The 26,026-nt window shown below is 72.2% G+C and carries 21 protein-coding genes; 4 read left to right on the forward strand and 17 right to left on the reverse strand.

The features are described from left to right. Positions 1-61: 61 nt before the first annotated feature. From B9W62_RS11075 to B9W62_RS11090, 4 genes are all read right to left on the reverse strand, one after another. The gene (locus B9W62_RS11075) at positions 62-2,521 is read right to left on the reverse strand and encodes a [protein-PII] uridylyltransferase (protein ID WP_179235428.1); all 2,460 of its coding nucleotides are present in this window, start codon (positions 2,519-2,521) and stop codon (positions 62-64) included. Between the two features lie 30 nt (positions 2,522-2,551). Further along, the gene (locus tag B9W62_RS11080) at positions 2,552-2,890 is read right to left on the reverse strand and encodes a P-II family nitrogen regulator (protein ID WP_003973409.1); all 339 of its coding nucleotides are present in this window, start codon (positions 2,888-2,890) and stop codon (positions 2,552-2,554) included. Then, on the reverse strand, positions 2,887-4,233 hold the full coding sequence (locus B9W62_RS11085) for an ammonium transporter (RefSeq protein WP_087807023.1): 1,347 nt from the start codon (positions 4,231-4,233) through the stop codon (positions 2,887-2,889). Before B9W62_RS11085 ends, B9W62_RS11080 begins: the two co-directional genes overlap by 4 nt. A gap of 318 nt (positions 4,234-4,551) precedes the next feature. Further along, positions 4,552-6,054 carry a transcriptional repressor NsdA gene (locus B9W62_RS11090; RefSeq protein WP_087807024.1) on the reverse strand — a complete coding sequence of 501 codons (1,503 nt, stop codon included), beginning with the start codon at positions 6,052-6,054 and terminating at the stop codon, positions 4,552-4,554. A 445-nt stretch (positions 6,055-6,499) separates the two neighbouring features. Between B9W62_RS11090 and B9W62_RS11095 the strand changes: the two genes are divergently transcribed. Further along, entirely contained in the window at positions 6,500-7,171 is a 672-nt protein-coding gene (locus B9W62_RS11095) for a bifunctional DNA primase/polymerase (protein ID WP_087807025.1), read from the forward strand. 90 nt (positions 7,172-7,261) lie between these two features. On the opposite strand, the gene ftsY is transcribed toward B9W62_RS11095, so the two are convergent. Further along, complete coding sequence (gene ftsY / locus B9W62_RS11100; protein WP_087807026.1) at positions 7,262-8,470, reverse strand: signal recognition particle-docking protein FtsY; 1,209 nt, start codon at positions 8,468-8,470, stop codon at positions 7,262-7,264. 183 nt (positions 8,471-8,653) lie between these two features. Here ftsY and B9W62_RS11105 point away from each other — a divergent pair, with 183 nt between their 5' ends. Continuing rightward, entirely contained in the window at positions 8,654-10,111 is a 1,458-nt protein-coding gene (locus B9W62_RS11105; RefSeq protein ID WP_087807027.1) for a cytosine permease, read from the forward strand. 220 nt (positions 10,112-10,331) lie between these two features. Here B9W62_RS11105 and B9W62_RS11110 read toward each other — a convergent pair whose 3' ends face one another. From B9W62_RS11110 to B9W62_RS11125, 4 genes are all read right to left on the reverse strand, one after another. Further along, positions 10,332-11,750, reverse strand: coding sequence for a sugar porter family MFS transporter (locus B9W62_RS11110; protein WP_087807028.1), 1,419 nt, complete (start codon positions 11,748-11,750; stop codon positions 10,332-10,334). Between the two features lie 204 nt (positions 11,751-11,954). After that, the gene (smc, locus tag B9W62_RS11115; protein WP_087807029.1) at positions 11,955-15,524 is read right to left on the reverse strand and encodes a chromosome segregation protein SMC; all 3,570 of its coding nucleotides are present in this window, start codon (positions 15,522-15,524) and stop codon (positions 11,955-11,957) included. A gap of 253 nt (positions 15,525-15,777) precedes the next feature. Then, positions 15,778-15,990, reverse strand: a complete 213-nt coding sequence (locus tag B9W62_RS11120) for a hypothetical protein (protein ID WP_003973418.1) — start codon at positions 15,988-15,990, stop codon at positions 15,778-15,780. Positions 15,991-16,369: 379 nt separating this feature from the next. After that, the gene (locus tag B9W62_RS11125) at positions 16,370-16,651 is read right to left on the reverse strand and encodes an acylphosphatase (RefSeq protein WP_087807030.1); all 282 of its coding nucleotides are present in this window, start codon (positions 16,649-16,651) and stop codon (positions 16,370-16,372) included. A gap of 183 nt (positions 16,652-16,834) precedes the next feature. Between B9W62_RS11125 and B9W62_RS11130 the strand changes: the two genes are divergently transcribed. Together B9W62_RS11130 and B9W62_RS11135 are read left to right on the forward strand one after the other, a co-directional pair. Next, positions 16,835-18,031: a CAP domain-containing protein gene (locus B9W62_RS11130; RefSeq protein WP_087807031.1), complete on the forward strand. Its 1,197-nt coding sequence runs from the start codon at positions 16,835-16,837 to the stop codon at positions 18,029-18,031. A gap of 93 nt (positions 18,032-18,124) precedes the next feature. Next, positions 18,125-18,529 carry a winged helix-turn-helix transcriptional regulator gene (locus B9W62_RS11135; protein ID WP_179235429.1) on the forward strand — a complete coding sequence of 135 codons (405 nt, stop codon included), beginning with the start codon at positions 18,125-18,127 and terminating at the stop codon, positions 18,527-18,529. On the opposite strand, the gene mutM is transcribed toward B9W62_RS11135, so the two are convergent. The 8 genes from mutM to recG form a co-directional block, all read right to left on the reverse strand. Continuing rightward, positions 18,519-19,379, reverse strand: a complete 861-nt coding sequence (gene mutM / locus B9W62_RS11140) for a bifunctional DNA-formamidopyrimidine glycosylase/DNA-(apurinic or apyrimidinic site) lyase (RefSeq protein ID WP_087807033.1) — start codon at positions 19,377-19,379, stop codon at positions 18,519-18,521. The two genes, B9W62_RS11135 and mutM, sit on opposite strands and share 11 nt — an antisense overlap. A gap of 112 nt (positions 19,380-19,491) precedes the next feature. After that, on the reverse strand, positions 19,492-20,322 hold the full coding sequence (gene rnc, locus B9W62_RS11145) for a ribonuclease III (protein ID WP_061442354.1): 831 nt from the start codon (positions 20,320-20,322) through the stop codon (positions 19,492-19,494). 7 nt (positions 20,323-20,329) lie between these two features. Further along, positions 20,330-20,503 carry a 50S ribosomal protein L32 gene (gene rpmF / locus B9W62_RS11150; RefSeq protein ID WP_006139588.1) on the reverse strand — a complete coding sequence of 58 codons (174 nt, stop codon included), beginning with the start codon at positions 20,501-20,503 and terminating at the stop codon, positions 20,330-20,332. Between the two features lie 2 nt (positions 20,504-20,505). Continuing rightward, on the reverse strand, positions 20,506-21,159 hold the full coding sequence (locus B9W62_RS11155) for a YceD family protein (RefSeq protein WP_087807035.1): 654 nt from the start codon (positions 21,157-21,159) through the stop codon (positions 20,506-20,508). Positions 21,160-21,301: 142 nt separating this feature from the next. Then, a complete protein-coding gene (locus B9W62_RS11160; protein ID WP_087807036.1) occupies positions 21,302-22,444 on the reverse strand; it encodes a cell division initiation protein in 1,143 nt (380 codons plus the stop codon). 133 nt (positions 22,445-22,577) lie between these two features. Beyond that, entirely contained in the window at positions 22,578-23,057 is a 480-nt protein-coding gene (coaD, locus tag B9W62_RS11165) for a pantetheine-phosphate adenylyltransferase (RefSeq protein ID WP_087807037.1), read from the reverse strand. Between the two features lie 26 nt (positions 23,058-23,083). Continuing rightward, a complete protein-coding gene (gene rsmD / locus B9W62_RS11170) occupies positions 23,084-23,671 on the reverse strand; it encodes a 16S rRNA (guanine(966)-N(2))-methyltransferase RsmD (RefSeq protein ID WP_087807038.1) in 588 nt (195 codons plus the stop codon). A gap of 55 nt (positions 23,672-23,726) precedes the next feature. Beyond that, positions 23,727-25,943, reverse strand: coding sequence for an ATP-dependent DNA helicase RecG (gene recG / locus B9W62_RS11175; RefSeq protein ID WP_087807039.1), 2,217 nt, complete (start codon positions 25,941-25,943; stop codon positions 23,727-23,729). Positions 25,944-26,026: the final 83 nt, after the last annotated feature.

Genomic DNA, 26,026 nt, shown 5'->3' on the forward strand with positions numbered 1-26,026 from the left:
CAGCACTCACCACTCAGCACGCGGCACGCGGCACGCGGCCCGCGGGTCACCGGTCACGGGGTCACGCCCGCAGCGACTCCTCCAGCTCGCGCGCCACGGACGCCGCGTCCTCCCGCGGCAGCGGCACACCCTCGCCCCGCGTCACGTAGAACGCGTCCACCGCGTTCGCCCCCAGCGTCGACACGTGCGCGCTGCGGACCCGTACGCCCGCCGCCTCCAGCGCTCGCCCGAGCCGGAACAGCAGCCCCGGCGCGTCCTGGGCGCGGACCTCGATCACCGTGGCCAGCCGGGACGCGGCCGGGGCGACCGTGACGCGCGGCGGGGGCGGCTCCACGCCCCGGCGCCGTGGGTGGGCGGCGTCCCGTTCGGCCAGCCGCCCGGCGATGTCCAGGGAGCCGTCCAGGGCCCTGACCAGGTCGGCACGGAGCCGGGCGGCCTGGGGCAGGGAACCGTACTGGGCGGCGACCCGCCAGTCGAGGAGCAGGACGGAGCCGTCGACGCCGTCCGGCAGCGGGAGGGACCGCAGCTCGGCGGTGCGGACGGTGAGCCGGTGCATGGCCAGCACCCCGGCGACCGCGGGGAGCACGCCCGCCTGGTCGGGTACGGCGATCAGCAGCTCGACGCCGAGGGGTTCGGAACCGTCGGCCGAGGAGGGAGCCGGTGCCGAGTCGGCGGGCGGCTCCGTCTGGGCCCGCAGCGCCAGCACCGGGCCGCCCGTGCGGAAGGCCTCGACCGCGAGCCGTTCCTGCTCCGCGGTGGGCGCGGCGGCCGCGGGTTCGGCGGGCGGGTCCCCGGCCAGCACCCCGGCGACCCGTTTCACCAGGTCGGCGACGAGGGAGCCGCGCCAGGACGACCAGGCCGCCGGCCCGGTGGCCAGCGCGTCCGCCTCGGTCAGGGCGTGCAGCAGCTCCAGCGTGTGCTCGGTGCCGACCGCCTCGGCGACCGCGCGCACGGTGGCCGGGTCGTCCAGGTCGCGCCGGGTGGCGGTCTCCACCAGCAGGAGGTGGTGGCGTACGAGGGTGGCGAGGACGGCCGCGTCCGCGCGGTCGAAGCCGATGCGCGTGGCGACGTCCCGGGCGATGGTCTCGCCGGCCACGGAGTGGTCGCCGGGCCAGCCCTTGCCGATGTCGTGCAGCAGCGCGGCGACCAGCAGCAGGTCGGGGCGGTGCACCCGGCGCGCGAACCCGGCGGCGCGGACGGCGGTCTCGATCAGGTGCCGGTCGACGGTCCACAGGTGCACGGCGTTGCGCTGCGGGCGGCAGCGGACCCGCTCCCAGTCGGGCAGCAGCCGGGTGACCAGGCCCTCGGCCTCCAGCGCCTCCCAGACCTGCACCGTGGGGCGGCCGGAGCCCAGCAGGGTCACCAGTTGCTCGCGGGCCTCGGCCGGCCAGGGCGTGGGCAGGGGGCGCGCGGTGGCGGCCAGGCGCCGTACGGCGTGCAGGGAGAGCGGGAGCCCGGCCTGCGCGGCGGCGGCCGCGGCACGCAGCGGGAGCACGGGATCGCGTTCGGGGCGTGCGGCGCGGGCGAGCACCACCTCGCCGTCCTGCTCCACGACGCCCTCGGCGAGCGGGGAGCGCTCGGCGACGGGTTTTCCGCCGTTCATCATGGCGCGCAGCCGCGGCCGCACGGAGCGCGAGCGCAGGACGCGCCCCACTTCGCGCCAGGTGACGTCGCCCGCGTAGGAGATCACGCGGGCCGCCTCGTACACCTGCCGCAGCAGGGCGTCGGCGTCCAGCAGGCCCAGCTCGGCCGCCACCTGGTCCTGTTCCTGCAGGGCCAGCCGGTCGGTCGCCCGGCCGGTGGCCAGGTGGAGGGCGTCGCGTACGTCGAGCAGGCGGCGCCGGGCCTCGGCGAGTCCCTCGCGCGGGGCGTCGGCGAGCCAGGAGGCGGCGACGGCACGCAGGGCGGTGGCGTCGCGCAGCCCGCCCCGGGCCTCCTTGAGGTCGGGTTCCAGCAGGAATTGCAGCTCGCCCTGGCGTTCGGCGCGCTCGGCGCACAGGTCGCGGAGTTCGGGGAGGCGTTTGGGGGCCTGGTTGCGCCAGTCGGCGAGGACGGCGGTGCGCAGGGCGGCGGTCAGGCCGAGGTCTCCGGCGAGGTGGCGGGCGTCCAGGAGGCCGAGGTGGACTTTCAGGTCCTCGCCCGCGGTCTTCCGGGCCTGCTGCGGGGTGCGTACGGAGTGGTCGAGGTCGAGACCGAGGTCCCAGACCGGGTACCAGAGGCGGTCGGCGAGTGCGGCGACGGCCTTGTCGTCCCGGCCGTCGTGCAGCAGGAGCAGATCCAGGTCGCTGCGCGGGGACAGCTCGCCGCGCCCGTAGCCGCCGACCGCGACGAGCGAGACCCCCGCCTGTCCCCCGGTGCCCGCGCCGAAGAGGCCCGCCAGCCAGTCGTCCGTCAGTCCGGCCAGCGCCCTGCGGCGCGGCGGCCCGGACCGCGCCCCCTCGGTGAGGAGGCGCAGCCGGGCCGCCGCGTAGCCGCCGGGTCCCGAGCCCTCTGCTTCTTCCGTCACGTCCGTACTGGTCACCCGGCGACTCCCGTTCGTCCGTCCGTCGTGTCAGAGCGCGTCGGGTCCGCGCTCGCCGGTCCTGACCCGTACGGCCGTGTCGACCGGGACCGCCCAGACCTTGCCGTCGCCGATCTTGCCGGTGCGGGCCGCCTTGACCACGACGTCGATCAGCTGCTCGGCGTCGTCGTCCTCGACCAGGACCTCGATGCGGATCTTGGGCACCAGGTCGACGGTGTACTCGGCACCCCGGTAGACCTCGGTGTGTCCGCGCTGGCGGCCGTAGCCGCTGGCCTCGGTGACGGTCAGGCCGTGGACCCCGAAGGCCTGGAGGGCCTCCTTGATCTCGTCGAGCCGGTGCGGCTTGACGACGGCGGTGATGAGCTTCATGCGTCCACCTTCTTGCTCGGGGCCGACGCCGCCGCGGAGGCGGCCGGCGTGGCGGTCGTCCGGGCGGCACCGCCGCCGGCGCCGCTGAAGTCGTACGCGGTCTCGGCGTGCTCGGCCTGGTCGATGCCGGCCACCTCGACGTCCTCCGGTACCCGCATGCCGATCGTCTTGTCCAGCAGGAAGGCGAGGACGGCGGAGACGACCAGGGAGTAGGCGAGGACCCCGAAGACGCCCGCGCACTGCTTCCAGAACTGGTCGAGGCCGCCGCCGTAGAAGAGGCCCTCGACGTCGGACTGGCCCTTGCCGCTGGCGAAGAAGCCGATGAGCAGCGAGCCGAGGATGCCGCCGACGAGGTGGACGCCGACCACGTCGAGGGAGTCGTCGTAGCCGAACTTGTACTTCAGGCCGACGGCCATGGCGCACACCACTCCGGCGATGAGGCCGACGGCGATCGCGCCGAGCGGGGAGACGGCGCCGCCGGCCGGAGTGATGGCGACCAGGCCGGAGACGGCGCCGGAGGCCGCGCCCAGGGTGGTGAAGGCGCCGTGCCGGATCTTCTCGTAGGCGAGCCAGCCGAGGATCGCGGCGCCGGTGGCGACCTGGGTGTTGACGAACATCAGCGCGCCGACGCCGTCGTCGTTGCCGAGCCAGGAGCCGGCGTTGAAGCCGAACCAGCCGAACCAGAGCAGACCGGCGCCGAGCATGACCAGCGGGAGGCTGTGCGGGCGCATCGGGTCCTTCTTGAAGCCGACCCGCTTGCCGATGACGAGGATCACGCCGAGCGCGGCGGCACCGGCGTTGATGTGCACGGCCGTACCGCCGGCGAAGTCGATGACGCCCAGTTCGAAGGCCCAGCCGCCCGCGCCCCACACCCAGTGGGCGACCGGGAAGTAGACGACCGTGGCCCACAGGGCGATGAACAGCGCCCAGGCCGTGAACTTCACCCGGTCCGCGAGGGCGCCGCTGATCAGGGCGGGGGTGAGGACGGCGAACATCAGCTGGAAGACCAGGAAGACGAAGACGGGGACGGTGTAGCCGTCCCACAGCTCGGTCAGGCCGATGTTGCTCAGGCCCACCCAGTCGGAGTTCCAGCCGACGACGCTGCCGGAGTCGGTGCCGAACGCCATGGAGAAGCCGTACAGCACCCACAGGACGGTGACGATGCCGAGGCTGATGAAGCTCATCATCAGCATGTTCAGGGTGCTCTTGACGCGGACCATGCCTCCGTAGAAGAAGGCCAGGGCCGGCGTCATGAGCATCACCAGGGCGGAGCAGATGAGCATGAAGCCTGTGTTGGCGGCAGAGAGCTCCGTCTCTGCGGCGAGCGTGATGGCTGGAGCCATCGGCGTCTCCTCGTCGTTGGTACGGCCCCGTGCGGGCGAAGCCTGGGCGGGCGGGGTGAGGGGTGGGCCGGTTATGCGCCATGAGATTGGCGCAGCGCGGTTTCGGTGGAAGCCCCTCGTTGTTTCGCCGCCGTGACGAAGGCGCGGTGCGTGTTACGCGTGGGTGAACGGCCGGGTGCGGGCCGGTGCGGCCGCCGTCGTGGCGGGGCGGTCCGCACCGGGACGCAAGCCGGCCGCGGCGGCCTCCGAATGACCTGGCATGGGGGAGCCGAGTCGGGCAGTTCGGGAGGGCCGGCCGCGGCCGGGGCTGGTGGGGGTTCAGACCGCTTCGGCGGTCTCCGGCAGCTCGACGGCGAGCCGCTCGGTGAGGTCGACGACCTCACCGAGGTCGCCGAAATCGCGTACGGCCGTGTCGACGGTCTTGCGGATGCGGGTGTTGACGCGTTCGGAGCGGACCTTCTTGGCGATGCCCATGGCCTCCATGGCCAGGACGGTGCTCTCCTCCGGTTCGCGGCGCAGCAGGTGGACGGTGGCCATGCCGATCAGGTTCAGCGCGTAGGAACGCTGGTGCTCGTCGTCCTTGGCGAACAGCTCCACGGCCTTGCGCATCAGGGGGTCGGCGAGGGAGGCGTAGGCGGGGCTGCGGCCGGCCACGTAGGCGAGGTCGCGGAAGGAGTGGCTGTTCTCCCCGTACAGCTCGGCCTCGGAGAAGAAGCGGATCCAGTCGGGGTCCGGCTCGTCCCACTCGTCGGCCTCGGCGAAGATGTCCTCCGCCATGCGCACGGCGCGCTTGGTCCGGCCGGGCTGCCCCATGTTGGCGTAGGCGCGGGCCTCCATCGCGTACAGCATCGACTGGGTGCGGGGGCTGGCGCAGTCCCGGCTGCCGTACTGCGCGAGGTGGATCAGCTCCAGGGCGTCGTCGGGGCGGCCGAGGTGGATCATCTGGCGGCTCATGCTGGAGAGGATGTACGAGCCGAGCGGCCGGTCCCCCGCCTCCTTGGCGGCGTGCAGGGCGAGCACGAAGTACTTCTGGGCGGTGGGCTGGAGCCCCACGTCGTACGACATCCAGCCGGCCAGCTCGGCCAGCTCGGCGGCGACCTTGAAGAGCCGGGCGCGGGTGGTCTCCGTCTGGGGCTCCTGGAGCAGGTCGGTGACCTCGTGCAGCTGGCCGACCACGGCCTTGCGGCGCAGACCGCCGCCGCACTGGGCGTCCCAGCGGCGGAACATCACCGCGGTGGACTCCAGCAGGTCCAGCTCCGGCCTGGACAGCCGCCCGCGCGCGCGGCCGGCGGGTGCCGCGGGCTCGGGTCCGGCCGCCGGCGGGGTCGCGGAGGGTGTGGGGACCAGCCAGCGCTGCATGGGTTCGATGAGGGACGGGCCCGCGGAGAGGGCCAGCGAGCTCCCGAGGAAGCCGCGCCGCGCCAGCATGAGGTCGCTGCGCGAGAACTCGCTGAGCAGGGCCACGGTCTGCGGGCCCGTCCAGGGGAGGTCGACGCCGGTGGCGGAGGGCGTGGGGCGGGTGGAACGCAGGCCCAGGTCCTCGACCGAGACGACGACGCCGAAGCGCTCGGAGAACAGCTCGGACAGGATCCGCGGGATCGGCTCGCGCGGGTTCTCCCCGTCGAGCCAGCGGCGCACGCGTGAGGTGTCGGTGGAGATGTGGTTGGCGCCCAGCTGGCGGGCCCTGCGGTTGACCTGGCGGGCCAGCTCGCCCTTGGACCAGCCGCTGCGGGCGAACCAGGAGGTGAGCAGCTCGTTCGGGCGCTTGTCAGCGTGCGGCGCGCTCGCCGCGCCCGTACCGCTTCCGCCGTTGCCACTCACTGGAACGCCCCCATCCCTGAGACCACCTGTCGCCGAGTGCGCCAAGCCCTATCAGAATGCCGGTGGCCCGGGCCCTCCGTCCGGTGGTTGGCACCCTTCGAACGGAAGACCGGGTTGCCTCCGGCATACCCACAAGTGCATGTGCCCCAAGGCTCCATGCACACAAAGTAGTCCTACGATCACTCGTCCAGCCATGGCGATTGCGGAATCGCCACCATTCGCCACCCCTTCGAATGAACTCGCGGTGGCCGGGACGCGATTCACTTGACATAGGCCAACCGGGAGTCGGTGCAACGGTGCACACCGGGGCGTGCGCCGTCGGACGCACCACCGGGAGTGCTTCCGGACGCTGTCTGAACCGCGTCGGACTGGGGAGTTGGAAGCAGAGAGTCACGTTTCACGTCCGCTGCGTAACCGCCGCTGCGTCGGACCCGTTGGAGGGGGCATGGGCTTCACGATCGGCATCGGCAGCAGTCGGGGCATGCGCGAGATCCGGTCCGGTGCGCGCCGCCGCGGCCGCGCCTCGGAGTGCACCGTCGTGGCCGAGTTCACCGGGCTGTGGGGCTGGGACGTGGTGCCGGGCGCCCGCACCGCCCAGGGCGCCTGCTCGTGCGGCCTGCCCGACTGTCCGGCGCCGGGCGCGCACCCGCTGGACTTCGCCCCCCGGGTGCCCGCCGGGGCGACCCTGGACGAGGCGAGCGAGGCCTGGGGCCGGTTCCCCGGCGCGGCGGTGATGCTGGCGGTCGGGCGGACCTTCGACGTGCTCGAGGTGGCCGAGTCCGCCGGGCTGCGGGCGCTGGCCCGGCTGGAGCGCATGGGCCTCCCGCTGGGTCCGGTCGCGGCCACCCCGCAGGGCCGCGCGCACTTCTTCGTCGCCCCGGGCGCCGCCGCCGAGCTGCCCCGGCTGCTGTACCGGATGGGCTGGGACGATCCGTCCGCCCTCGACCTCAGCGGCCTCGGCCCCGGTACGTACGTCACGGCCCCGCCCTCCGACCGCGGCGGCCGGGGCCCGGTGCGCTGGCTGCGGCCCCCGGCCCTCGACTCGGCCACCAAGCCCCCGGCGGCCCGGCTGCTCCTGGGCACACTGGCCTACGTGGCCCACCGGTCCCGGGCCTAGCCCTGCGCCCACGGCGAAGCGCCCGTCTCCCGGTCCGGGAGGCGGGCGCTTCTCGCCAGGGTGCGGGCGCGGGGCGCCGCGGGGGTGGCGTCACTCGCCGATGAGGGCATCCACGAAGGCCGCCGGCTCGAACGGCGCCAGGTCGTCCGCGCCCTCGCCGAGTCCGATCAGCTTGACCGGTACGCCCAGCTCGCGCTGGACTGCGACCACGATGCCGCCCTTGGCCGTGCCGTCCAGCTTGGTGAGCACGATGCCGGTGATGTTGACGACCTCGGCGAAGACCCGGGCCTGGATCAGACCGTTCTGGCCGGTGGTGGCGTCGAGCACGAGCAGCACCTCGTCCAGCGGGGCGTGCTTCTCCACGACGCGCTTGACCTTGCCCAGCTCGTCCATGAGGCCGGTCTTGGTGTGCAGACGGCCGGCGGTGTCGATGAGCACGACGTCCGAGCCCATCTCCTTGCCCTCCTTGACCGCGTCGAAGGCGACGGAGGCGGGGTCTCCGCCCTCGGGTCCGCGCACGGTGTGGGCCCCGACGCGCTCGCCCCAGGTCTGGAGCTGGTCCGCGGCGGCGGCGCGGAAGGTGTCGGCGGCGCCGAGGACGACGCTGCGGCCGTCGGCCACCAGGACACGGGCGAGCTTGCCGGTGGTGGTGGTCTTGCCGGTGCCGTTCACCCCGACGACCATCACGATGCCGGGCTTGCTGGCGGCGGGCTCGGTCTTGACCTCGCGGTCCATGTCGGGGCCGACGAGAGTGATCAGCTCCTCGCGCAGCAGCGTGCGCAGCTCCTCGGGAGTGCGGGTGCCGAGGACCTTCACCCGCTCGCGGAGGCGCTCCACCAGCTCCTGGGTGGGCTGCACGCCGACGTCGGCGGTGAGCAGCGTGTCCTCGATCTCCTCCCAGGTGTCCTCGTCGAGGTGCTCCCGGGACAGCAGGGTCAGCAGGCCCTTGCCGAGGGCGTTCTGCGAGCGGGAGAGGCGGGCACGGAGCCGGACCAGTCGGCCGGCGGTGGGCTCGGGAACCTCGATCTGCGGGATCTCGAGCTCTTCGACGACGGGCGGCTCCTCGACGGTGGCGGTGCCGCCGTCCGGGAGGTCGACCTCCTCTATCGTCCGGCGCGTTTCGTCGCGCGGCGTCTCGGCCTCGTCGCCGACGTGCGGCTCGGCCGGAGGGGCGGTGATGTCGGGCGCGGCGGGGGGCGGCTCGGGCAGCTGCTTCTTGCGGCGGCTGCCGACGACCAGCCCGCCGAGCGCGCCGATCACGACCACGGCGATGACTACAGCAAGGATGACGATTTCCATAACGGGACCAGTATGCGTGACCCCCGGCACGGCCCCCCGCCATCGGTTGCTTGTGGTTTCCGCCAAAGGACAAAGGCCCCTGGAGGGAATGAGTCGGATCAAAGTACGATGGAGGAGGCCGCGTCAACGCGCGTAGAGTCCCGACCGCCCCCTCTCCCCACGATCGAGGCACGGACCCCCCACATGAGCAAGACCGCCGAGAACGAAGGCGCCCTGGAAACCCGCGGCATCGAGCAGGTGCCCGACCACGAGCGCACCGCCCGGACCCGCGAGCTGTTCCCGACCTGGGTCGGCGCCAACATCAGCGTGCTGCTGCTCACGATGGGCGCGAGCCTCGTCGTGGCGTACCGGCTCGACTTCTGGCAGGCCCTGGTCGTCGCGGCGGCGGCGCCCGTCGTGTCGTACGGGCTGGTGGGCCTGATCGGCATCGCCGGCAAGCGGGGCGGCGCTCCCGGGATGGCGCTGTCCCGTGCCGTGTTCGGGCAGCGGGGCAATCTGCTGCCGGGTTCGCTGATCTGGGTCGCCCGCTGGGGCTGGGAGACGATCAACGCGGTGACCGGCGCCTATGCCGTGCTCACGGTCCTGGACATCGTGTTCGGCATTCGCGCCAACAGCGTCCTGGACATGGTGACGCTGCTCGCGTTTGTCGTGGCCACGTTCGCGATCTCGGGGCTCGGCATCAACGCCGTGCAGAAGTGCAACAAGTACGCGGCGTACCTCTTCGGCGCCTTCTCGGTGCTGGTCCTCGGCTACCTGGTGGTCGACACCGACTGGTCCGCCGTGTTCGACCGGCCCGCCGGTTCGGTGGCCGCGGTGATCACGGGCGTGGGCCTGATCGCGGCGGGCGGCGTCAGCTGGATCCCGTCCGCGCCGGACTTCACCCGGTACCTGCCGCGCACGGCGTCCTCGAAGGGGATCGTGGGCGTCACGGTCGGCGGCGCGGGCATCGTCGTGCTGCCGATGGTGCTGATGGGCGCGGTCATGGCGGTCTCCACGCCGGATCTGGCCTCGGCCGCCGACCCGGTCTCCTTCCTGGGCGAGATCCTGCCGACCTGGATCGCCGTGCCGTACCTGCTGATCGCGCTGATCGGCATGCTGCTGATCAACTCGATGTCGATGTACTCGGCCGGGTTCACCGCGCAGACCCTGGGCTTCAAGGTCCCGCGGCACTGGGCGGTCTCGGTGAACGCCGTGATCTCGCTGGTCTTCGGTGGTGTGCTGATGCTGGTGGCGACCAGCTTCATGGGGTCGTTCATCGCCTTCCTGTCGTTGCTCGCGGTGGCCTTCTCCGCCTGGGTCGGCGTATTCGGCGCGGACATGCTGCGCGGCCGGGAGTACGACGGCGAGGCCCTGGCCGACACCGGGCGCACCAGCGCCTACTGGTACCGCGGCGGCTTCTCCCCCGCCGCCGTGGCCGCCTGGGCGGTGGGCCTGGTCGCCGGTCTGATGTTCACCACGTCCGACTGGTTCACCGGCCCGCTGGCCGCGAACAACTTCGTCGGCGAGTACGGACTGGGCTGGGTGGCCACGATCGTGGTCTCCGCCCTGCTGTACACGGTGCTGCCGAAGCCGGCGCCGATCGCGCCGGGTGCGGGCGCGGAGCGGGCCGAGCAGCCCGAGACCGAGGCCGTGACGGTCTGACGTACACCGGACGACGCCCCCTTTCCCATGCGTCCGGGAACGGGGGCGTCGCTTCTGTGCACCCCCGCTCCCGGCCGCATCGGCGCCACGTCCTGATCCGGTGAACGGCTCCCGGCACACCGCCGCCCCGCCCGGACGAAGACCCGGGCGGGGCGGCGGACGGTACGGGGAGAGGGGCAGCGGGGACTTGGCCCTCCTCCCCGGGTTCGGGGCGGGCGGGTCAGCCCATCTCCTCCAGGGCCTTGCCCTTGGTCTCCTTGACGAACTTGAGGACGAAGGGGATGGAGAGGGCGGCGAAGATCGTGTAGATCACGTAGGTGCCGGAGAGGTTCCAGTCGGCCAGCGACGGGAAGCTCGCGGTGATGGCCCAGTTGGCGATCCACTGCGCGGAGGCGGCGACGCCCAGGGCGGCGGCGCGGATCCGGTTGGGGAACATCTCGCCGAGGAAGACCCACACGACCACGCCCCACGAGAGGGCGAAGAAGAGGACGAAGATGTGGGCGGCGATCAGGGCGACCCAGCCCTGGGTGGCCGGGAGCTTGCCGTCGACGAGGTCGAAGGAGAAGGCCCAGGCCTCCAGCGCCAGTCCGATCACCATGCCGACGGAGCCGATCAGGGCGAGTGGCTTGCGGCCGACGCGGTCCACGAAGATCATCGCGATCACGGTGCCGATGATGTTGATGATCGACGTCGTGAACGAGTAGAAGAAGGAGTCGGTGGGGTCGACGCCGACCGACTGCCACAGCGTCGAGGAGTAGTAGAACGCGACGTTGATGCCGACGAACTGCTGGAAGACCGACAGGCCGATGCCGATCCACACGATCGGCTTGAAGAAGAAGCTGCCGCCGAGCAGTTCCTTGAAGGAGGACTTCTCCTCGCTGTGCATGGCGTGCTCGATCTCGCCGATGCGGGCGTCGAAGTCCACGTCCTTGCCCTCGACCTCTTCGAGGATCTTCTTGGCCTTCTCGTGCTTGCCGACCGAGATCAGGAAGCGGGGGGACTCGGGGATGGCGAAGGACAGCAGGCCGTACAGGACGGCCGGGATCACCATGACGCCGAGCATGACCTGCCAGGCCTCCAGGCCCATCAGCTTGCCGCGCTGGTCGCCGCCGGCGGCGTTCAGCAGGCCCCAGTTGACCAGCTGGGACACGGCGATGCCGATGACGATCGCGGCCTGCTGGAAGGAGCCGAGCCGGCCGCGGTAGGCGGGCGGGGACACCTCGGCGATGTAGGCGGGGCCGATCACCGAGGCCATGCCGATGGCGAACCCGCCGATGACACGCCACATCGCCAGGTCCCACAGCGCGAAGGGCAGCGCGGAACCGACGGCGCTGACGGTGAACAGGACCGCCGCGATCTGCATGCAGCGGATCCGGCCGATGCGGTCGGCGATGCGGCCCGCGGTCGCGGCACCGATGGCGCAGCCGATCAGCGCGACGGCGATGACCTGCGCCAGCACCGCGGAACCGACGTCGTAGCGGTCCCGGATCGCCTCGACCGCGCCGTTGATCACGGAACTGTCGTAACCGAACAGGAAACCGCCCATCGCGGCCGCCGCCGCGATGAAGATGACGTGCCCGAGATGATCGGGGTGAGCCGTCCTGGCTCCTGAACTGGGTGCCTGCGATGTGCTGGCCACGTGTACTCCTCGGGCTACCGGCAACGCTGCCGGGGGCGGTTCTCTCTTCGGGGTACCAACGAAGGGACCTGAAGGTAAAAGCAACGTTGCAGAGACTATGCCTTCAAGTTTCGAAGTCAATAGGGCGACAGCTGTGAGTTTGAGGACGCGGAAGGGGGCTGGAGCGCGCCTTCTCGTTCAAGAGTTGAAGTTGCGGGATCCGAGCTAGCGCAGCCGCTGGCTGATGACCTTCGACACACCGTCGCCCTGCATGGACACGCCGTACAGCGCGTCGGCGACCTCCATCGTGCGCTTCTGGTGCGTGATGACGATCAGCTGCGAGGCCTCCTGGAGCTCCTGCATGATCCGGATCAGCCGCTGCAAGTTGGTGTCGTCGAGCGCCGCCTCGACCTCGTCCATCACATAGAACGGACTCGGCCGGGCCTTGAAGATCGACACCAGCATCGCCACCGCGGTCAGCGAGCGCTCCCCGCCGGAGAGCAGCGACAGCCGCTTGACCTTCTTGCCCGGGGGCCGGGCCTCGACGTCCACGCCCGTGCTGAGCATGTTGTCGGGGTCGGTCAGGATCAGCCGTCCCTCACCGCCCGGGAACAGCCGGCTGAAGACACCCTCGAACTCCCGGGCGGTGTCCCGGAAGGCCTCGGTGAAGACCTGCTCGACGCGCTCGTCGACCTCCTTGACCACCTGGAGCAGGTCGGCGCGGGTCTTCTTCAGATCCTCCAGCTGCTCGCTGAGGAACTGGTGCCGCTCCTCCAGCGCCGCGAACTCCTCCAGGGCCAGCGGGTTGACCTTGCCGAGCTGCTGGTAGGCGCGCTCGGCGGCCTTCAGCCGCTTCTCCTGCTCGGCGCGGACGAAGGGCCGGGGCCGGTTGCGCGGGTGCTCGGGATCGTCCGGGAGCTCCTCGCCCTCGGCGGGGGGCGAGGGCGGCACCTCTTGATGGGGGCCGTACTCGGCCGCGAGCCCCGCCGGTTCCACACCGAGTTCCTCCAGCGCCTTGGTTTCCAGCTGCTCGATGCGCAGCCGCTTCTCGGCGCCGAGTACCTCGCCCCGGTGAACTGAATCCGTCAACTTGTCCAGCTCCGCCTTGAGGTCGCGCCCGGCGGTGCGCGCGGCGGTCAGTTCCTGCTCGCGCCTGGCCTTGGCCGCCTCGGCGAGGGTGCGTTCCTCGTCGGCGCGGGTGAGCGAGACCTCGACGTGGGCGAGCAGCTGCCGGGCGCCGGCGGCGACCGCCTCGGCGACGGCCGCCTCGTGGCGCAGCCTGGCCCGCCGCTGCTCGGCACGCGCGCGTGCCTCGCGTTCCGCGCGGGCGGCCCGGTCCAGGGAGTCGGCCCGCCCGGCGAGCCCCTTGACCCGCTCCTCGTGGGTACGGACCTGGAGGCGGGCCTCCATCTCGGTCTGGCGGGCGTTGGCTCCGTCGGCGGCGAGCCGGTCGCGGGCGGCGGTGTCGGGCTCCTCCTCCCCTCTTTCCCCGAAGGGGGCACTCTCCTCGGCAACGGCCAGCCGCTCCGCCAGTTCCTCGACCTCCATGAGCGCCTTGTCCAGCGCCTCCTGCGCCCGCTCGGCCGCGGCGGCGGACCGTTCCGCCTCTCCGGCGGCGCCGCGTGCCTGGCCCGCGAGCCGGCCCAGCTGCTGGGCGACGGACGACTTCTCCCGGTCGGCGGCCCGGCGCCGCTCCCCCAGCTCCTCGACGAGCGCCGCGCACTCCCGGCGCCGTGCGACGGCCGTCTCCTGCGCGGCGGCCAGTTCCTCGCACCGCACGCCCAGCTCCGCCAGCTCGGCGGCGGCCTGGTCCACGGAGGCCTGCACCTCCAGCAGGCTGGGCGCGCCGGCCGACCCGCCCTGCGCGAAGTGGGCGCCCAGCAGGTCCCCCTCGGCGGTGACGGCGGTCAGGCCGGGGCGGGCGTAGACGAGGTCCTCGGCGTCCTCCAGGGTGGCGACCACGACGATCCCGCGCAGCAGCCGCCGTACGGCGGGCATCAGGTCCGCCGGCCCGTGGACCAGGTCGGCGGCGTACGGCGGTCCGTCGGCGCGTGTCTCGTGCGGTACGTCGTCGGGGGCGCCGGCCAGCAGCAGGGCGGCCCGGCCCGCGTCCTGCTTGCGCAGCAGGCGGATGGCGTCCGCGGCGGCCGCCGGGGAGGTCACCGCGAGGGCGTCGGCGGCGGCGCCGAAGGCGGTGGCCAGGGCGGCCTCGTGGCCCGGCGTCACGGTGAGGAGTCCGGCGGCGGGGCCGAGCAGACCGGTGAGCCGGTCCTTGGCGGCGAGCAGGGCCCCGGTGCCGTCCTTGCGGCGCAGTCCCAGGGCGAGGGCATCGTGCCGGGCCTGGGTGGCGGCGCGCTCGCGTTCGGCGGCGGTGGCCGACTCGCGGGCGGCGCCGAGGGCGGTCTCCGCCTCGGCCAGCCGCCGCTTGGCGGCGTCGTGCCGCTCGGCGAGTTCCCGGTCGTCGGCGTCGAGTCCGTCGACCTCGGCCCGGAGGGTCTCGTACTCCTCCTGGGCGGCGGCGGCCCGCTCCCTCGACGCGTCGCGAGCTTCGGCGAGGCGTTCGATCTCGGCCTGGGCGGAGGCGGCGCGGGAGCGGGCGGCGCCGACCTGGCCGCTCAGCCGGGCCAGGCCCTCACGGCGGTCGGCGATGGCGCGGGCGGCGTCCTTGAGGCGGCGTTCCTCCACGGCCAGTTCGCGTTCGAGGTCGGCGCGGTGGGCGACCGTGTCCTCCAGGGCGTGTTCGGCCGCCTCCAGGGCCGCTTCCAGTTCGGCCTCCTGCTCGCGGACGCGGGCGGCCTCGCGCTCCAGTTCCTCCGGTTCGCGGCCCCGGCGCTCCTCGGGCGGCGCGGAGGTGGCGCTCTTCACGCGCGCGTCGGCCAGCGAGATCGTGCCGCGCACGCGTTCGGCGAGCTGGGACAGCTCGTACCAGGTCTGCTGGGCGCGCTGGAGGCGCGGGGTGAGCCGGCGCACCTCGTCCTCCAGGTCCGCCTCGCGGCGCAGGGCCCGGCCCAGCTCCTGCTCGGCGGCCTCCTTGCGCTCCTTGAGTGCGGCCTCGTCGGCGATCTCGGCCTGGAGCGCCTGGCGCATCCGCACCAGGTCGTCGGCGAGGAGCCGGAGCCGGGCGTCCCGGAGGTCGGCCTGGATGACGGCGGCCCTGCGGGCGACGGCGGCCTGCCGTCCGAGGGGCTTGAGCTGGCGCCGCAACTCGTCCGTCAGGTCCTGCACGCGCGCGAGGTTGGCCTGCATCGCGTCCAGTTTCCTGAGCGCCTTCTCCTTGCGCTTGCGGTGCTTGAGGACACCGGCGGCCTCCTCGATGAAGGCCCGGCGGCCCATCGGGTCGGCGTGCAGGACGGAGTCGAGCTGTCCCTGGCCGACGATGACGTGCATCTCGCGGCCGATGCCGGAGTCGGAGAGGAGTTCCTGGATGTCGAGGAGGCGGCAGGTGTCGCCGTTGATCTGGTATTCGCTGCCGCCGTTGCGGAACATGATCCGCGAGATGGTGACCTCGGCGTACTCGATGGGCAGGGCGCCGTCGGAGTTGTCGATGGTCAGCGACACCTCGGCCCGACCGAGCGGCGGGCGGCCGGTGGTGCCGGCGAAGATGACGTCCTCCATCTTGCCGCCGCGCAACGACTTCGCGCCCTGTTCGCCCATGACCCAGCTGAGCGCGTCGACGACGTTGGACTTGCCCGAACCGTTGGGGCCGACGACACAGGTGATGCCGGGCTCGAACCGGAGCGTGGTCGCCGAGGCGAACGACTTGAACCCGCGGAGGGTCAGGGCCTTCAGGTGCACGCCGTCGGACTCTACCTCTCGGGTCTGTCTCACTCCACGAACCGGTGAACCGTCGCGGTTTCACCGGTGAACGTGCAGGGCACATCAGACGTTGAAGAGGGTGAAAGGTTGCGCGGGGACGGACACACGGCGGGCGGGACGGGGGCGGGAAAGAAAGAAGGGACGCCGAAGCGTCCCTTGCAGACTCTGACACCTGAGCGGTTGTACGGGCGGGCCCGACCACTGCCGTGCCGTGGGTGGAGCGATGCAGTGATCAGGTGAGCGCAGGCTCCGCCTGGTGTGCGTCAACGCTCTCCATGCTCTCCATGATCCTGTCGTGAGAAGCGGCAGCCGCCAGCGCGTCGTTCTCCGCCTGGATTCGTCCGAGCTCGGATTCCAGGTCCTGGACGCGCTGCTGGAGCCGTCGCATCTCGGCGAGGAGTCGCGGGTCGGAGCCGCCGACGTAACCGAGAAGCGCCTTTGCCATGATGGATGGTCCTCCACAATGAGTGACCGACCGAAGCGGTGTGGGTCGTGAGGGAATCGCACCCGCGGTGCTTGGCACTTTGGAGTTTTTACTGCCGTTCAACCATGCCAAACAGCTAAGGTGCGCGGGGCTTTCAGCGTCTCACCAAAAAGTTTGACGGTCAACACGATCACGCCCCGTATTGGCGGGCGCCCGGGGGCACGCGGCCGGGAAACGGCGGCGGTGCGACTCCTGCGGGCCCCTCGGGGCGTGGCGATCATTCTGGGTGCGGAGCCTGCCACGGGCGGCCTCCCTTGGCAACCACCTGCCCGTTTTCGCTCGGGCCACCCCTGCGGCGAGGGCCGTTCGCGGCGCCCGCGCACCCCCGCGCGGAGGACCGTCAGCGGATGGCGAAGCCGTCGTAGCCCCCGCGGGGTGTGTCCCAGATCTCGGTGACTCCGTCCACGCGTCCGGGCGTGTCGTCACCGCGCAGCCACGCGAGCAGACCCTCGCAGCGCTCGCGCGGGCCCTCCGCGACGACCTGGACGCGACCGTCGCCCAAATTGAGAGCAAAACCACTCAACCCGCCGAGTTCCAGCGCCCTGGCCCGCGTGAACCAGCGGAAACCCACGCCCTGGACCTGTCCGCGCACCCACGCGACCAGCCGTACATCCTCGCTCATGACTGCAACCTAACCAGTCAATGTCTCGCGGGACACTTCACCCCCTGGCGCCATGCGGTACCGTCCCGACCCAGTGAATCCCACTTGAAACTCACTCGATCGTGTGAGTTCCGTGTTGATCGGGAGCACAGTCGACCGCGAGGGCACGCCCAGCGCGAGGACGAGGACGAGGAAGGCCAGGACATGGGACGCCACCGACGCTCCGCCGCCGGCCGCGCCGCCACGGGCCGCGCCGCGGAAGGCCATCAGCCGGACGGTACGGCGGGACGGCGCCGCGATCCGCTCGCCCCGGACGCGGGCGGGACTCCCACGATGGGCATCGCCCCGTATCTGAACCCCGAGGCCTACGCCGAGGTCCGCGCCAAGAGCGACGCCTACCTCTTCGCCGACGATCCGGACGGCGAGGGCCCGCAGGCCGGCCGCACCGTCGCCTTCCCCAGGGACGGATACACGCCCGACGGCGGCTCGCCGACCGGCGGAGGGCGCCGGCGCCGTCGGAGGAAGGCGGCCACTCCGGTCCGCACCGGTCTGCTCGGCGTGTCCGCCGCGGTCGCCATCGGCACGGTGGCGGTGGCCACGGGCGTGATGCCCGGCCTCGACAACTACCGGATCGGCGGCGACGGCGGCGGGGGCGACCGGGTGCACGCCCAGGACGCCCCGACGAACAGCCCGTCCGAGCAGGGCGGCACCTCGGGCAGCGCCGAGACCGGCCGTGGCGACGACGCCGCCACGAGCCGCGGCACCGACCGCTCCTCCGCCTCGTCCTCCCGGTCCTCCCAGTCGCCGTCGGAGGAGGAGGCCGCCAAGGACTCCCCGTCCTCCTCGCCGTCCTCGGCCTCCCCGTCCACCTCGGCACCGGCCTCGAAGCCGGCCGCCCCGGCCGGGACACCGTCGAAGACCGAGAAGCCGAAGGCGCCGCCGAGCGCCAAGCCGAAGCCCACGCCCTCCCGCCCGGCCGCCGAGCAGCCCGCGAAGCCCAGCGCGCCCGCCGCCGTCTCCGAGCAGGCCGTCGCCGAGGCGCAGGTGCTCAAGCTGGTCAACGACGAGCGCGCCAAGGTGGGCTGCACCCCGGTGGCCGCGAACAGCGCCCTGCGCGAACTGGCCGAGGACTTCAGCGAGGCCATGGCGACCCAGGGCTTCTTCGACCACACCGACCCCGGCGGCGCGACCCCCTGGGACCGGGCGGCGGCAGCGGGCATATCCGGCCTCGGGGGCGAGAACATAGCCCGCGGCCAGGCCGACGCCCAGGCCGTGATGGACGCCTGGATGAACAGCCCCGACCACCGCGCCAACATCCTGAACTGCGACTTCAAGACCCTCGGCGTCGGCGTCCACTTCGGCTCCGGCGGCCCGTGGTGGACCCAGGACTTCGGCTACTGACCGTCCCGGCCGGCGCTTCCCGGCGCCGCTCCCGTGCTGTGCCCCGCTCAGCGCGATCTGCGGTGCAGCGCTGTGCTCACGTACGCTGGACGCATGTCGACCACGCAGGAGCGCACGGCGGAGCAGGATCTGCCGTACGACGTGTTCTCCCGGGCCTGTCCCTCGCGCGGCACCCTGGAGCACGTCACGGGGCGCTGGGGCGCGCTGACGCTCGGCGCGCTGTACGAGGGTTCCTTCCGGTTCAACGAGTTGCGGCGCCGGGTGGACGGCGTGAGCGAGAAGATGCTCGCCCAGACCCTGCACGCGCTGGAGCGCGACGGGCTGGTGCACCGCGAGGCGCAGCCCACCAATCCGCCTCGTGTGGACTACGAGCTGACGGCGCTGGGACGCGAGGTGGCCGGGCGGCTGCTCGCGCTCATCGAGTGCGTCGAGGGGCGGATGGACGAGGTGCTGGCGTCGCGCGAGCGGTACGACGCACAGCGGATGCCTACGGCGTGACCTTCGGCGCCCGCTGGCACTTGGGGCAGAAGTAGCTGGAGCGGTTCATCCACGGCCGGCGGCGGATCGGCGTGGCGCAGCGGCGGCAGGGCAGGCCCTCGCGGCCGTACGCGTCGAGCGAGCGGTCGAAGTAGCCGGACTCTCCGTTGACGTTGACGTACAGGCTGTCGAAGCTGGTGCCGCCCACGGCGAGGGCGGCGTTCATGACGTCCCGGGCATGGCCGAGGAGTTCGGCGGTGCGGGGGCGGGTGAGGGTAGCCGTGGGGCGTTCGTAGTGCAGGCGGGCGCGCCAGAGGGCCTCGTCCGCGTAGATGTTGCCGACGCCGCTGATCAGGGACTGGTCGAGCAGGGCTCGTTTGATCGTGGTGCGCTTGCGGCGCAGGGCGTGGTGGAACGCCTCGTCGTCGAAGAGGGGGTCCAGCGGGTCGCGGGCGATGTGCGCGATGACGTCCGGCAGTCCGTCGGCGGACGTGTCGTGCAGCGAGAGGCCGCCGAAGGTGCGCTGGTCGACGAAGCGCAGTTCGGTGCCCACGGCGTCGGCGAAGCGGACCCGGATGCGCAGGTGCTTCTCGGCGGGTGTCTCGTGCGCCTGGACCAGGAGCTGGCCGCTCATGCCGAGGTGGGCGAGGACCGCCTGGTCGGTGTCCTCCAGCGGCAGCCACAGGTACTTGCCGCGGCGGCTGGGCGTGCCGATGCGGTGGCCCTTGAGGCGGTGGGCGAAGTCGTCGGGTCCGGCGATGTGCCGGCGTACCGCGCGCGGGTGCAGGACCTCGGCGTCGGCGACGGTCCGGTGGGCGACCCAGCGCTCCATGCCGCGCCGGACCACCTCTACCTCGGGCAACTCGGGCATGGCGTCCCCTCGGACGGGCCGGTCCGGCCCGGCGGACCGGGCCGGTGGACGGACGACGAACCGAACACCCGCCCCGGAGGCGGGGCGGGCGCTCGGACCGTGCGGTGGATGGTCAGGCGGAGGCGGACGCCTCGTCGGGGTCCACGTCGACGGCGTCGGCCGTCGCCTTGGCGCGCTCGTCCGCCGCGGCCCGGATGGACCGCCACGCGGATTCCGCGGCCTGCTGCTCCGCCTCCTTCTTGCTGCGGCCGGTGCCGGTGCCGTACGAGACGCCTCCGACGCGGGCGGCAGCAGTGAAGGTCTTCTCGTGGTCGGGACCGGTCTCCGTGACCAGGTACTCGGGGACACCGAGCCCTTCGGTCGCGGTGAGCTCCTGGAGGCTGGTCTTCCAGTCCAGGCCGGCACCGAGGTTCGAGGACTTCTCGATCAGCGGGTCGAACAGGCGGTGCACCAGTTCGGAGGCCGCGTCGAGGCCCTGGTCGAGATAGACCGCGCCGATCACCGCTTCGAGGGTGTCGGCGAGGATGGACGCCTTGTCCCGGCCGCCCGTGCCCTCTTCACCGCGGCCGAGCCGGATGAAGGAGCCGAGTTCGAGCCCGCGGCCCACCTCCGCCAGCGCACGCGAGTTGACCACCGCGGCCCGCAACTTGGCCAGCTGGCCTTCGGGCAGGTCGGGGTGGGTGCGGTACAGCGTGTCCGTGACGACGAGGCCGAGGACGGAGTCACCGAGGAACTCCAGCCGCTCGTTCGTCGGCAGACCGCCGTTCTCGTACGCGTAGGAACGGTGGGTCAGTGCACGCACCAGAAGGGCGGACTCGAGCTGATAGCCGAGCCGCCCTTCCAGAAGCGTGTGGGACGAGGCCTGGGTGTCCGCCTTCTTCTTGGCGGGTGGGTCCGCCTTGGCGTCTTCCGCCTTCTTGGGGACTGACACAGTGCCTCTCACCAGCCGCTCAGACCTCGAGGACCTGGCGCTTGTTGTAAGTGCCGCAAGCCGGGCACGCGATGTGCTGCAGCTTGGGCTCGTGGCAGCGCTCGCACGCAACCAGGGTGGGGACCGCAGCCTTCCACTGCGACCGGCGGTGGCGCGTGTTGCTGCGCGACATCTTCCGCTTCGGAACAGCCACGGCTACTTCTCCTGCTTCTCGGCGGCGTCCGCGGAATCCGACCCGTCGCCGCTCATCTCGTCCTTCTCGCCGTCTCCGAGTGAACCGGCGAGTCCCTGCAATGCCGCCCAACGAATGTCGACGGCGTCGTGGTGGTGGTCCGGGTCGTCCGACAGGCGCACTCCGCACTCGGAGCACAGACCCTGGCAGTCTTCCTGGCACACCGGCTGCATCGGCAGTGCGAGCACCACCGCGTCGCGCAGCACGGGTTCGAGGCCGATCAGTCCGTCCTCGACGAAGAACCTGTCCTCGTCGTCCTCGGCGTCGTCGCCCGGTTCCGCCACGGGGCGGCCACGGTCGTCGGCGTCAGGGTACGAGAACAGCTCCTGGAAGTCCGCTTCGAGCTGCTGCTCGAGCGGCTCCAGACACCTTACGCACTCACCCCGGGCCCTGGCACGGGCGGTGCCTGTGACGAGCACCCCTTCCATGACCGACTCGAGCCGGAGATCGAGCTCCACCGGGGCGCCTTCCGGCACTCCGATGACTCCCTGGAGACCGAAGTCCTTGGGAGCGTCGACCGTGCGGGTCAGGCGCTGGAGCGCACCGGGCCGCCGTCCCAGCTCGTGCGTGTCGAACACGAGGGGGTCGCGGTGGTCGAGGCGCGCGTTCAGAACCATTCCTGCTTTCGGTCTTCGTGGGTTGGGGGCCGCCCTTCGGTGTTCCCGGGCAGCTGCGATCGCGGACGTACGCGCGACCGAAGAGCCAGGATACTGGACCATCCGCTCTCGGCCCAATCCGGGCCGGGAGAGCCCGCCGCAGCTAGAGGCCGCGGCCCTGTTCGTACGCCCGCAGCTGCTCGGCGCTGATCATGCTGGTGTCGAAGAGGCTGGTCTCGTCGAGCGCCTGCGGCTGGGCCTGCGGGGCGTGCGGGGGCTGCGGCGGCTGCTGGGGCTGGGGCTGGGCGTAGCCCTGCTGTCCGTCGTACGCCTGCCGGCCGTCGTCGTACTGGTAGGCGTACGGGTCGGCGCCCTGCTGCTGGTAGCCGTACGGGTCCTGTCCGCCGCCGTAGGTCTGCTGGTAGGCCGCGTACGGGTCGGGCTGCTGGGGTGCGTAGCCGTACGCCGGCTCCTGGGCCGGCATCTCCGGCACGGCCTGCGCCGCCTGGGCCGCGACGGGCTCCGGCTCGCCGTACTGGGGCTGCGGCTGCCTGGGCGGCTCGGCGGCGGCGGGGGTGGGGGCGGCGTCGGAGAGGCCCGCGAGGTCGGCGAGGTAGTCGGCGTCGCTGGAGTGCTGGACGGTGGTCATGTCGTCGGCGAGGACACCGAGGTCGTCGGTGGCGATCCGGCCGTGCAGCTTCTGACGGCCGCGGCCGACCGCGTCCAGGGTCTTGGCCAGCACGGCCTCGAAGGCGCCGAGCTTGGTGTCGACGTAGGCGTCGGCGTCGCGGCGCAGGGTCTCCGGGTCGTGGCTGCGCTCGGGGGCGTCCTCGTCCTCGTAGCCGTGCTCGTCGAGGCCGGGTCCGGTGCCGAGGAGCTTCTCGCGGCCCCGGCCGACGGAGCCGAGGGTCTTGGTGAGGACGACCTCGAAGTTGGCGAGCTTGGAGTCGACGTAGTCGTCGGCCTCGGCGCGGACCTCCTCGGCCTCCTGGCGGGCCTCGGCGAGGATCCGGTCGGCCTCGGCCTGGGAGCGGCGGGCGACCTCGGTGCTGGCGATCAGGGAGCCGCGCTCGGCGTGCGCGCTCTCGATGATCCGGTCGGCCTCCTGGCGGGCCTGCGCGACCATCTGCTCCCGGTCGCCGATCAGCTCCTGCGCCTGGGCGAGGGAACCGGGCAGCTCCGCGCGCAGCTCTTCCAGCATCGAGAGCAGCTCGGCGCGGTTGACCACGCACGAGGCCGACATGGGCATGGCGCGGGCGCCGGAGACCATCGCGGTGATCTCGTCGAGCTTGTTCTGCACGTCCACCGTGTGCTCGCCACTCTCTACAGCTGTGTTGGAGACGGACGGGACGACTGTACGACCCTGGGGTGTCCCGGGGACACCGGGTGACGGATTGTCAGTCTCCGCGGGGGGCGGCGGTGGCGGTGCGACGGGGCGGTCAGCGGTTCCTCAGGCGTTCCGTGAGGGCTTCGAGGACCAGTGGCGGCACCAGGTGGGAGATGTCCCCGCCCCAGGTCGCGACCTCCTTGACCAGGGAGGACGACATGAAGCTGTAGGTGGGGTTGGTGGGGACGAAGAGGGTCTCCACACCGGAGAGGCCGTTGTTCATCTGGGCCATCTGGAGCTCGTAGTCGAAGTCGCTGACGGCGCGCAGGCCCTTGACGATGGCCGGGATCTCGCGCTGCTTGCAGAAGTCGACGAGCAGGCCGTGGAAGGACTCCACGCGGACGTTCCCGTACTCGGCGGTGACCCGGCGGATGAGGTCGATCCGTTCCTCGATCTCGAACAGGCTCTTCTTGGACCGGTTGATCATCACCGCGACGAAGACCTCGTCGTAGAGGCTGGAGGCACGGGCGATGATGTCGAGGTGTCCGTTGTGGATCGGGTCGAACGACCCGGGACAGACGGCACGGCGCACTTGAGTTCCCTCGCTCTCCGGTCCGGTCATCGTGCGTCTTCGCACGTAGAGGCGGCGCGACCGTACCAAAACGTTCCCTCGCCGTAGCGACGGGCCCGGATCGCGTCGAAGCCGTCCGGCCAGCGGAATTCGCCGCCCCTGGTGCTGCGCTCCACGGTGACGAGCGCTTCCGCCCCGAGCCACCCCTCCGTACGGAGTGTGAGCAGGATCTCCCGAAGATCGTCGTCCGAGACGGCGTACGGCGGGTCCAGGAAGACGACGTCGTACGGCTCCGCGGGGGCCGGGGTACGGATGATCTGTTCCGCTTTGCCCGCCCTGACCTCGGCGCCGGGCAGACCGAGGGACGCGACGTTCTCCCGGACCGTGCGGGCGGCCCGGGCGTCGGCCTCGACGAGCAGGACGTGCCCCGCGCCGCGCGAGAGCGCCTCCAGGCCGACGGCGCCGGAACCCGCGTAGAGGTCGAGGACCCGCTCGCCGTCCAGCGGGCCGCCGAGCAGGGACTGCCAGGTGGAGAACAGGCCCTCGCGCGCACGGTCCGAGGTCGGGCGGGTACCGGTCCCCGGCGGGACGGCCAGGCGACGTCCGCCGGCCTTGCCGGCGATCACGCGGGTCATTTCTGGGTCCTTGTCGGTGTGCTCGGATGGACGGACGGTGTCCGCTGCCAGTCTCTCAGCCCTTCTCCAGGTACTGCTCCCGCTCCTCGTCCAGCAGCGCCTCCAGGGCCGTGCGCAGGCCGGGCAGGCCGGTCAGCTCCGGGTCGGCGGCGACGACGGCGGCCGCCTCCTGTCTCGCCTCGGCGATGATCTCCTCGTCCTCGATGACGGCGAGGACGCGCAGCGAGGTGCGGGCGCCGGACTGCGCCTGGCCGAGGACGTCGCCCTCGCGGCGCTGTTCGAGGTCGATGCGGGAGAGTTCGAAGCCGTCGCGGGTGCTCGCGACGGCGTTGAGCCGCTGGCGGGCCGCGCTCGCCTCCGGCATCTCGCTGACCAGGAGGCACAGGCCGGGAGCGGAACCCCGCCCGACCCGGCCGCGCAGCTGGTGCAGCTGGGAGACGCCGAAGCGGTCGGCGTCCATGATCACCATCGCGGTGGCGTTGGGGACGTTCACGCCGACCTCGATGACGGTGGTGGCGACCAGGACGTCGGTCTCCCCTGCGGCGAAGCGGCGCATGACCGCGTCCTTGTCGTCGGGCTGCATCCGGCCGTGCAGCACCTCCACCTTGAGCCCCCGCAGAGGCCCTTCTGCCAGCTGCTCGGCGACGTCGAGGACGGCGAGCGGGGGCCGCTTCTCGGCGTCGTCCTCGGGCGAGGTGCGCTGCGCGGCCTTCTTCTTCGGTTCGTCGTCCTCGTCGCCGATGCGCGGGCAGACGACGTACGCCTGGTGGCCGTTCGAGACCTCCTCGCGGACCCGTTCCCAGGCCCGGGCGAGGAAGTGCGGCTTGTCCGCGGCCGGGACGACGTGGCTGGCGATCGGGGACCGGCCGGCCGGGAGCTGGTCCAGGACGGAGGTCTCCAGGTCGCCGAAGACGGTCATCGCGACGGTGCGCGGGATGGGCGTGGCGGTCATGACGAGCAGGTGCGGGGGCTGCTTGCCCTTGCCGCGCAGGGCGTCGCGCTGCTCGACACCGAAGCGGTGCTGCTCGTCGACGACGACCAGGCCCAGGTCGTGGAACTGGACCTTGTCCTCGATCAGGGCGTGGGTGCCGATGACGATGCCCGCCTCGCCGGTGGCCAGGTCGAGCAGGGCGTGCCGGCGGGCGGCGGCGCCCATGGAGCCGGTGAGCAGCACCACCTTGGTGGCGTGCTCGGCGCCGCCCAGCATGCCGCCCTCGGCCAGCTCGCCCATCATCTCGACGACCGACCGGTGGTGCTGCTGGGCCAGCACCTCGGTGGGCGCCAGCATCACGGCCTGCCCGCCCGAGTCGACGACCGCGAGCATCGCGCGCAGGGCGACGAGGGTCTTGCCGCTGCCCACCTCGCCCTGGAGCAGCCGGTGCATGGGGTGGTCGGTGGCGAGGTCGTCGAAGATCTCGTGGGAGACCTTCCGCTGACCGTCGGTGAGGGTGAAGGGGAGCCGGTCGTCGAAGGCGGTGAGCAGGCCGTCCGGGGCGGGTTTCCTGGGCACGGCGGGGAGTTGGGTCTCGGCGTGGCGGCGGCGGGCGAGGGCGACCTGGAGGACGAAGGCCTCGTCCCACTTCAGACGGGCGCGGGCGTCCTCGATGTCGGCCTTGGTGTGCGGGCGGTGGATCTTCAGGAGCGCCTCGGGCAGGGAGACCAGGCCTCGCCCCTCACGCAAGGAGTCCGGCAGGGGGTCGACGGCTTCCCGGGCACTGGGCAGCACCGTCTGGATCGCCTTGGCGAGCTTCCAGGACTCCAGCTTGGCGGTGGCCGGGTAGAGGGGGATGAGCGCACCCGCCCAGGACTCGACCGCCTCCTCGCCCTCGGTGTCACCGAGCAGCAACTCGTACGCCGGATGGGCCAGTTGCAGGCGGCGGTTGAAGACGGAGACCTTGCCCGCGAACATCGCGCGGGTGCCCGGCAGGAGTTCCTTGTGGGGCTTGTGCACACCGTGGCCGAAGAAGACCAGCTGGAGGCGGCCGCTGCCGTCCGTGATGGTCACTTCGAGGCGCTGCCCCTTGCCGCGCGGGGCCTTCGAGGAGGCGAAGGTGTGCAGCCGGGCGTCGGCGACCTGCGCGACCACGGTCACGTGCTCGTCCATGGGCAGGTCGGCGAGGTGGGTGAGCTGACCGCGCTCCTCGTATCTCCGGGGGTAGTGGTGGAGGAGGTCGCCGACGGTGTGCAGGCCGAGGTGCTCGGCCATCACCTTCGCGGTGGCGGGGCCGAGCACCTTCTTCAGGGGTTCTCGCAGTGCGGGCACGAGATCCATTGCACACCACACCACTGACAACGGCCCAGGGGAGCGCCGTAACGGAGCGCCGTAACGGCCCCGGACCGCTGCGCCTGCTCCAC

This window comes from Streptomyces sp. CS113, assembly GCF_002188365.1.
Lineage (GTDB): Bacteria > Actinomycetota > Actinomycetes > Streptomycetales > Streptomycetaceae > Streptomyces > Streptomyces tendae.

Coding starts and splice junctions, on each gene's coding strand:
- B9W62_RS11080 (WP_003973409.1), bottom strand. CDS start 2,890: ATGAAGCTCATCACCGCCGTCGTCAAGCCGCACCGGCTCGACGAGATC.
- B9W62_RS11085 (WP_087807023.1), bottom strand. CDS start 4,233: ATGGCTCCAGCCATCACGCTCGCCGCAGAGACGGAGCTCTCTGCCGCC.
- B9W62_RS11095 (WP_087807025.1), top strand. CDS start 6,500: ATGGGCTTCACGATCGGCATCGGCAGCAGTCGGGGCATGCGCGAGATC.
- ftsY (WP_087807026.1), bottom strand. CDS start 8,470: ATGGAAATCGTCATCCTTGCTGTAGTCATCGCCGTGGTCGTGATCGGC.
- B9W62_RS11105 (WP_087807027.1), top strand. CDS start 8,654: ATGAGCAAGACCGCCGAGAACGAAGGCGCCCTGGAAACCCGCGGCATC.
- B9W62_RS11120 (WP_003973418.1), bottom strand. CDS start 15,990: ATGGCAAAGGCGCTTCTCGGTTACGTCGGCGGCTCCGACCCGCGACTC.
- B9W62_RS11125 (WP_087807030.1), bottom strand. CDS start 16,651: ATGAGCGAGGATGTACGGCTGGTCGCGTGGGTGCGCGGACAGGTCCAG.
- B9W62_RS11130 (WP_087807031.1), top strand. CDS start 16,835: ATGGGACGCCACCGACGCTCCGCCGCCGGCCGCGCCGCCACGGGCCGC.
- B9W62_RS11135 (WP_179235429.1), top strand. CDS start 18,125: ATGTCGACCACGCAGGAGCGCACGGCGGAGCAGGATCTGCCGTACGAC.
- mutM (WP_087807033.1), bottom strand. CDS start 19,379: ATGCCCGAGTTGCCCGAGGTAGAGGTGGTCCGGCGCGGCATGGAGCGC.
- B9W62_RS11155 (WP_087807035.1), bottom strand. CDS start 21,159: ATGGTTCTGAACGCGCGCCTCGACCACCGCGACCCCCTCGTGTTCGAC.
- rsmD (WP_087807038.1), bottom strand. CDS start 23,671: ATGACCCGCGTGATCGCCGGCAAGGCCGGCGGACGTCGCCTGGCCGTC.
- recG (WP_087807039.1), bottom strand. CDS start 25,943: ATGGATCTCGTGCCCGCACTGCGAGAACCCCTGAAGAAGGTGCTCGGC.